This is a genomic window from Mesorhizobium sp. M2C.T.Ca.TU.002.02.1.1, assembly GCF_003997225.1.
On record NZ_RZTO01000267.1, the window covers coordinates 1 to 7,283 of the forward strand.

Sequence of the window (7,283 nt, forward strand, 5' to 3'; positions counted from 1 at the left end):
CCGCATAGGCGAGCCTGCCGCCGCTTTTCAACTGCTTCGCGATGAGTTCGGCGGCGGCGGCGATCGCCGGGATGGCCCCGTGCACGGCCTTCGAGGCCTCGATCTGGGCATTGGCCAGGAACGCCAGAATGGCGTCCGGGGACTGGACATCCAGCCCCTCGGCATTCTGGTGGAGCGCTTCCGTGCGCGTCTCGGCCATGCATTTTCCTCCAACTGAGCGAACAATACCAAAAAAATACCACTTGTCCACACGCATTAACGAATTTTGGGTTGCGGACCTCGCTTGCCGGCAAATTAGCGTGGATTTTCAATAAAATACGGCTTAATCTTTTTTGAACTGAAATTAACTCTTGGCTATTGGTATTTTATTGGTATTATCCGGGCCGAGGAGAAAATCGCGTGAAATTCGTGCTTGGCATCGATGGCGGCGGCACCAGCTGCAGGGCGGCCCTTGCGACCGTCGACGGCTCGGTCGTCGGCCGCGCCAAGAGCGGCGCCGCCAACATCCGCACCGACCTCACCGGCGCCCGCGCCAACATCGTGGAGGCGGCCAGGCAGGCTTTCCTTGCCGCCGGCCATGACCCGGAGCTGATCCCGCAGACGCCTGCCATCCTCGGCCTCGCCGGCGCCAATGTCGGCACCTACCGGCAACAGCTCGAGGCGATCCTGCCCTTCAGCCGGAGTCGCGTCGAAACCGATGCCGAAATCGCGCTCGAGGGCGCGGTCGGTTCGGGGGACGGCGCCATGGCCATCCTCGGCACCGGCACCGCTTACATGGCGCGCAAGGGTGGAAAATCGCGCGCCATCGGCGGCTGGGGTTTCCAGGTCGGCGACCAGGGCAGCGGCGCCCGCATCGGCCGCGACCTCTTGGAGCAGACGCTGCTCGCCTATGACGGCATCCGTCCGGGCTCGCCCTTGACCGACGCCATGCTCGCCGTCTTCCGCAACAATCCCGAAGACGTTGTCGAATTCACCACCAACGCCAAGCCGGGCGATTTCGGCGGCTTCGCGCCGAAAGTCTTCGAACATGCCGAAAAGGGCGACCTCGTCGCCAACTTCATCCTCGACAAGGCTGTGGCCGATGTCGAGGCTTCGCTCCGCGCGCTCGATCTTGCCGACGACGCTCCGCTTTGCCTGCTCGGCGGCCTGGCGCCGCTTTACGCGCCGCGCCTGTCGGCGCGTTATCAGGCGCTGCTGAAACCTCCACTCGACGACGCGCTGGGCGGCGCCGTGCAGATGGCCGTGCGCCTCTTCGCCAGCGGTTCGGAGGCGTCGCGATGAGCGCCGCCGATCAGATCTTCGCCATGCTGCCGGAGGCGTCGCGATGAGCGCCGCCGACCAGATCTTCGCCATGCTGAGGGAGTCGTCGCAGAGCGGCGCGCCGCTTTACCTGCAGCTCAGGCGCAGCATCGAGGAAGCGGTCAATCGCGGCCTGATCGGTCCCGGCGACGCGCTGCCCTCCGAGCGCGACATTGCCAGCAAGGCCGATATCTCGCGCGTCACCGTGCGCAAGGCGGTGCAGGACCTGGTCAAGGGCGGCATCCTCGTCCAGCGTCACGGCTCGGGCACTTTCGTCGCGCCGCGCATGGAGCGCGTCGAGCAGTCCCTGTCGCGGCTCACCTCCTTCACCGAGGACATGGCGCGCCGCGGCATGAACGTGCGCTCCGTCTGGCTCGACCGCGGCCTCTATGCGCCGTCGCCGGACGAAATGATGGTGCTTGGGCTGTCCTCGACCGAACTGGTGGCGCGCGTCGCGCGCCTGCGCATCGCCAACGACACGCCGCTGGCGATCGAGCGCGCGGCGCTGTCGGCCAGCGTCCTGCCGGATCCCGAAGCGATCGGCTCCTCGCTCTATGCGGCGCTTGGCACGACCGGCAATCGCCCGGTGCGCGCCGTGCAGCGCATCTCGGCCACCAATCTCGGCGATGCCGATGCGCGTCTGCTGGAAGTGCCGCCGGGGGTTGCCGGACTGCAGATCGAGCGCATTTCCTATCTGGCGAGCGGCAAGGTGATCGAGTTCACCCGCTCGGTCTACAGGGGCGACGCCTATGATTTCGTCGCGGAACTCCGGCTGACCGGGCCGGGAGAGGAGATTCGGCCATGAGCGCCAACGCCACCACCCATATGCGGCGCGAGATCGACGAGATCCCGGAGGCCGCCGCCCGCCTTCTCGACGGCTCGGCCTCGGCCTTGGCCGAGGCAGGGCGCGGCCTGCGCGAGCGCGACCCGCAATTCGTCGTCACCGTGGCGCGCGGATCGTCCGACCATGCCGCGACCTTCATGAAATATGCCGTCGAGTTGACGGCCGGCCTTGCGGTCGCCTCGGTCGGGCCGTCGATCGCTTCGATCTACGGCGCGAAGCTCAGGCTGCGCGGCTCGGCCTGCCTGGCGGTCTCGCAGTCGGGCAAGAGCCCGGACATCGTCGCCATGGCCGAAACCGCGCGGGCCGGCGGCGCGCTCACCGTCGCCATCACCAACACGGCCGACTCGCCACTCGCGCGGGCTTCCGATTACGCCATCGATATCCTCGCCGGGCCGGAACGCTCCGTCGCGGCCACCAAGACCTTCGTCAATTCGGCCGTCGCCGGCCTTGCGCTGATGGCGCATGCCACCGACGACCAGGCACTGCTCAAGGCGCTCGCCGGCCTGCCCGGCCATTTCGAGAAGGCGATCGCCTGCGACTGGATGGCGCTCGCCGGCGCTTTGGAGAACCCGCAATCGCTGTTCATCCTCGGCCGTGGCCCGTCCTTCGCTATCGCCAGCGAGGCGGCGCTGAAGTTCAAGGAAACCTGCGCCATGCATGCCGAGGCCTACAGCGCCGCCGAGGTCATGCATGGGCCGCTGGCGCTGGTCGGGCCGGGTTTCCCGGTCCTGGCGCTCGCCGCGCGCGACGCGTCCGAACCCTCGGTCGCCGAGGCGGCCGACGGCCTGACGGCCAAGGGCGCCGCCGCCTTCATCACCTCCGACAAGGCGAAGGCCGCGAGGCTTCTCCCGCATGTCGCCACCGGCCACCCGCTGACCGATCCGCTGCCGCTGATCGTGTCCTTCTACGGCTTCGTCGAGGCCTTCGCGCGCCATCGCGGCCTTGACCCCGATACGCCGCGCAACCTGCGCAAGGTGACGGAAACCGTATGAGCGACCGTTTCGCACTCACCGGCGCCCGCATCTTCGACGGCGCCGACTGGCACGACGATGCCGCCCTTGTCGTCAAGGACGACGTGATCGAGGCGATCCTGCCCGCAGGCGCCATTCCGTCCGGCGTTCCGGCGGTCGAGACCGGCGGCGGGCTGCTTGTGCCGGGTTTCGTCGACATCCAGGTCAATGGCGGCGGCGGCGTCATGCTCAACGACCATCCCGATGTCGCCTCGATCGAGACCATCTGCCGGGCGCATGCGCCCTTCGGCACCACGGCGCTGCTGGTGACGCTGATCACCGACACGCCGGCGATCACCGCCGCGGCCGTTGCCGCCGGCGCCGAGGCTGCGCGGGAAAAGGTGCCGGGCTTCCTCGGCCTGCACCTGGAAGGGCCGCATCTCTCCATGGCCCGCAAGGGCGCGCATGACCCGGCGCTGATCCGGCCGATGACCGACGCCGACCAGACGGCGCTGATCGCCGCGCGTCGGGACCTGCCGGTGCTGCTCGCCACCATCGCGCCGGAATCGGTGCAGCCGGATCGCGTCACCGCGCTGGCCAAGGCCGGCGTCGTCGTCAGCCTCGGCCACAGCGACACCGATTACGCGACGGCGAGCGCCTTCGCCGAAGCCGGCGCCACGGTGGTCACGCATCTGTTCAACGCGATGAGCCAGATCGGCAACCGCGAGCCGGGCCTGGCCGGCGCGGCGATCGACACCGGCGGTCTGTATGCCGGGATCATCGCCGACGGCATCCATGTCCATCCGGCGACGATGACCCTTGCGCTGCGCGGCAAGCAGGGGCCGGGCAAGATCGTGCTCGTCACCGACGCCATGGCGACGATCGGCACGGACATGACGTCCTTCACGCTGAACGGCCGCACCATCTACCGCAAGGACGGGAGTCTCAGGCTCGCCGACGGCACGCTGGCCGGCGCCGATCTCGACATGATTTCCGCCATTCGCTACGTCCACCGCGTCGTCGGGATGGATCTCGACGAGGCCTTGCGCATGGCCTCGCTTTATCCGGCCGAGGCGATCGGCCAGGCGCATCGGCTCGGCCGTTTCGCCAATGGGACAGCGGCCGACATTGTCGGCCTGTCGGAGGGGCTGGATGTGAAGACCGTCTGGATCGGCGGCGAGAAGGTTTTCGGGGCGTAGGCACTCGATCCACCGTCAATCAGGAAACCAATCCAAACGTTCGCGATTGGCCGAAACCCCCTCGCGCGTCGTCATCCTCGGGCTTGACCCGAGGATCCATTCCGTGACCGTGGCGTAAAGCGCAACGGTGCGGAATTCTGCAACGCTAGCAATACCTTAGCGTCACGGCATGGATCCTAGGGTCTGCGCGCGTCGCTTCGCTCCTTGCTCAGCCCTAGGATGACGACACGATGTTCGTTTCGGCCAATCGCCGAAGGCTTTCGGCCGATAATTATTAGCCGGCTTGGCCGGCGTACATATCCTTGTACGTCTCGCGCAGCACGTTCTTCTGCACCTTGCCCATCGTGTTGCGCGGCAATTCTTCGACGAAGACCACCTGCTTCGGATGCTTGTATTTCGCCAACCGTCCGGCGATTGCCGCGGCAATGTCGGCGGCGCTGATCGCCGATCCTGGCTTGCGCACCACGACCGCGGTGACGCCTTCGCCGAAATCCGGATGCGCGACGCCGATCACCGCGCTTTCGGCCACACCGTCAAGCGCGTCGATCTCGCTCTCGATCTCCTTCGGATAGACATTGTAGCCGCCCGAGATGATGAGGTCCTTGCCGCGCCCGACGATGTGGACATAGCCGTCGGCGTCGATCAGGCCGAGGTCGCCGGTGATGAAGAAGCCGTCGCCGCGGAATTCGGCTTTGGTCTTCTCGGGCATGCGCCAATAGCCGGCAAAGACGTTCGGTCCCTTCACCTCGATCATGCCTATCTCGCCCTGGGCCAGCGGCTTGGCCGTCTCGGGATCGGCGATACGCAGCGAAACGCCGGGCAGGGGAAAGCCGACCGTGCCGGCGCGCCGCTCGCCGTCATAGGGGTTGGACGTGTTCATGTTGGTCTCGGTCATGCCGTAGCGCTCGAGGATGGCGTGGCCGGTGCGCTCGCGCCAGGCCTTGTGCGTCTCGGCGAGCAGCGGCGCGGAGCCGGAGATGAACACGCGCATGCCCTTGGCCACATCCTGGTTCAGCCCCTCCTGCTGCAGCAGCCGCACATAGAAGGTCGGCACGCCCATCAAGGCCGTCGCGCGCGGCATCAGCGACAGGATGCGCGCCGGATCGAATTTCTGCTCGAAGAACATTGTCGCACCGGCCATCAGGATGACGTTGGTGGCGACGAACAGGCCGTGCGTGTGGAAGATCGGCAGCGCGTGGATCAGCACGTCGTCGGCGCCGAAGCGCCATTGCTCGACCAGCACGCGGGCATTGGACGCAAGGTTCTCGTGGCTGAGCATCGCGCCCTTGGAACGGCCGGTGGTGCCGGAGGTGTAGAGGATCGCGGCAAGATCGTCCGGCCCGCGCGCGACGTCGCTGAAATCCGTCGCCTGCCGCGAGGCCTGGCTGGCCAGCGTTCCCTGCCCGTCGCGGCCGAGCGTCAGCACCGTCGCGCCGACCGCCGCGGCAAGCGGTTCGACGCCGGAAAGACGGTCCGGATCGCACACGATCAGCTTAGGCTCGGCGTCGCGGAAGAAATAGTCGAGCTCGGGCAGCGTGTAAGCGGTGTTGAGCGGCAGGAAGACCGCGCCGGCGCGCAACGAGGCGAGATAGAGCAGCGCCGCCTCGGGGCTCTTCTCGACCTGGACCGCGACGCGGTCGCCGGGCTCGACGCCCGCCTGCGCCAGCGCATGCGCCAGCTGCGCGGACTTTGCCAGCATGTCGCCATAGGTGATCGAACGACCGTCATCCGTCTCCATCAGCAGCCGGCCGGGTGCCGGCATGCGGGAACGGAAAGCGCTGAAGAGATGATTGGTCATGAAACGTCCTCAGGGCGCACCGGCGGCACAGCGCCGTGCTCGGCCGAGCGCATATCAGATTTCAGCAAAACTGCGCAGCGCTTTTGCGTCCGCTATTTGCGGCCGCGTTTGGACTTGCCGGCCCTCGGGTCATAGCCCTGGGCGAAGCGTTCCATGCACATCGCCGCGGTGAGGCGGTAATGGTTGAGAAGCGCCTCGACCGCGCCGTCGGCGTCGCCGTCCAGCGTGCGCTCGGCAATGATGCGGTGCTCGCCGAGATCGTCACGCCCCATCCCCGGCGCGCTTTGCGAGATCAGGCGATAGCGCGAGGCTTGGTCGGAAAGCTGGTCGCAGAAGCCGATCAGCCAGTGCGACCGGCATGCCGCGATCAGCGCGCGATGAAAGGCGCGGTGCAGCTTTTCCCACTCCGGATTGTTGGTGGTCGGGTCATCCGGCAGGCGGCGCTCGGCGCGCGCAAGGCGATGCAGCGCCAGCACCAGCTGCTCTTCCCATTCGGCGGTGCGGTGCGCAATGGATTCGCGCAGCGCCCGCTCCTCCAGCCAGCAGCGCGTGCGCGTCAATTCCTCCAGTTCCACGGCACTGACCGGCATCAGGAAGAAGCCGCGCTGGTCATGACGGCCGAGCAGGCCCTCGGCGGCCAGGCGGTTGAGCGCCTCGCGCACGGGCGAGGCGCCGGCGCCATAGCGGGAAACGACCCATTCGACACGCAGCTTCGTTTCGGACTCCAGGGCGCCGCGCAGCAGGTCGTCGCGCAGTTGCTGGTAGACCGAGCTGGCAAGCGTGCTTTTGCCGCCCTTGCTTTCGCCCGGCTCGGTGTTTCCGTTTGTCAATCGAACTCCTGTCGCTTGCCCCTGTTGTGCCAGGGCCCCTCGGCGAAGCAATTCCCGTACATGTATCATACAGCCGGGCAACGGCGCCTCAAGCGGAAGATTGCGATATTCGACTTTAAGACAAGATGGGCTGTTTATTTATCGAACAAAGTAGAATTTCGACAAAAAGCTGATATTCCTGCACTGCTTCACATATTGAACAGTGGTTCAATCTCCGTCGGGGGTCATGCAACTTCCGCGAGAGATCGGACGGCCGCGCGTTCAACTGGCGGTCTTGTCGGCAGCGGTGCGAATTGCTTCGATGTTCGCCCTATAGGCTTCGACGCTGCCGCCCTTGAAGACGGCGGCGCCCGCCACCAGCAC

Annotated in this window: 6 protein-coding genes and 2 pseudogenes; 4 read left to right on the forward strand and 4 right to left on the reverse strand. The window is 66.6% G+C overall.

Annotated elements, in window-relative coordinates; all coding sequences use genetic code 11:
* Positions 1 to 199, reverse strand: a pseudogene (locus EOD07_RS16015) (N-acetylmuramic acid 6-phosphate etherase); the annotation flags it as partial.
* A 200-nt stretch (positions 200 to 399) separates the two neighbouring features.
* Between EOD07_RS16015 and EOD07_RS16020 the strand changes: the two are divergent.
* The 4 genes from EOD07_RS16020 to nagA are packed head-to-tail and all read left to right on the forward strand — an operon-like array spanning position 400 to position 4,292.
* Positions 400 to 1,281 (forward strand): N-acetylglucosamine kinase, encoded by an 882-nt coding sequence (locus EOD07_RS16020; protein WP_127236163.1) that lies wholly within the window; start codon positions 400 to 402, stop codon positions 1,279 to 1,281.
* 43 nt (positions 1,282 to 1,324) lie between these two features.
* Complete coding sequence (locus EOD07_RS16025) at positions 1,325 to 2,104, forward strand: GntR family transcriptional regulator (RefSeq protein ID WP_040979934.1); 780 nt, start codon at positions 1,325 to 1,327, stop codon at positions 2,102 to 2,104.
* A complete protein-coding gene (locus EOD07_RS16030; RefSeq protein WP_041003877.1) occupies positions 2,101 to 3,135 on the forward strand; it encodes an SIS domain-containing protein in 1,035 nt (344 codons plus the stop codon). Before EOD07_RS16025 ends, EOD07_RS16030 begins: the two co-directional genes overlap by 4 nt.
* Positions 3,132 to 4,292 carry an N-acetylglucosamine-6-phosphate deacetylase gene (nagA, locus tag EOD07_RS16035; protein WP_127236164.1) on the forward strand — a complete coding sequence of 387 codons (1,161 nt, stop codon included), beginning with the start codon at positions 3,132 to 3,134 and terminating at the stop codon, positions 4,290 to 4,292. The genes EOD07_RS16030 and nagA overlap by 4 nt, the downstream gene beginning before the upstream one ends.
* Positions 4,293 to 4,566: 274 nt before the next feature.
* On the opposite strand, the gene EOD07_RS16040 is transcribed toward nagA, so the two are convergent.
* The 3 genes and pseudogenes from EOD07_RS16040 to EOD07_RS38550 all read right to left on the reverse strand — a co-directional run.
* A complete protein-coding gene (locus EOD07_RS16040; protein ID WP_127236165.1) occupies positions 4,567 to 6,090 on the reverse strand; it encodes a malonyl-CoA synthase in 1,524 nt (507 codons plus the stop codon).
* Positions 6,091 to 6,182: 92 nt separating this feature from the next.
* The gene (locus EOD07_RS16045) at positions 6,183 to 6,920 is read right to left on the reverse strand and encodes a GntR family transcriptional regulator (RefSeq protein WP_245470171.1); all 738 of its coding nucleotides are present in this window, start codon (positions 6,918 to 6,920) and stop codon (positions 6,183 to 6,185) included.
* Positions 6,921 to 7,181: 261 nt separating this feature from the next.
* A pseudogene (locus EOD07_RS38550) lies at positions 7,182 to 7,283 on the reverse strand (ribulose-phosphate 3-epimerase); the annotation flags it as partial.

What these genes read in the sequence shown, in the direction of transcription:
- EOD07_RS16040 (WP_127236165.1), bottom strand. Translation starts at nt 6,090, where the DNA reads ATGACCAATCATCTCTTCAGCGCTTTCCGTTCCCGCATGCCGGCACCC.
- EOD07_RS16025 (WP_040979934.1), top strand. Translation starts at nt 1,325, where the DNA reads ATGAGCGCCGCCGACCAGATCTTCGCCATGCTGAGGGAGTCGTCGCAG.
- EOD07_RS16030 (WP_041003877.1), top strand. Translation starts at nt 2,101, where the DNA reads ATGAGCGCCAACGCCACCACCCATATGCGGCGCGAGATCGACGAGATC.
- nagA (WP_127236164.1), top strand. Translation starts at nt 3,132, where the DNA reads ATGAGCGACCGTTTCGCACTCACCGGCGCCCGCATCTTCGACGGCGCC.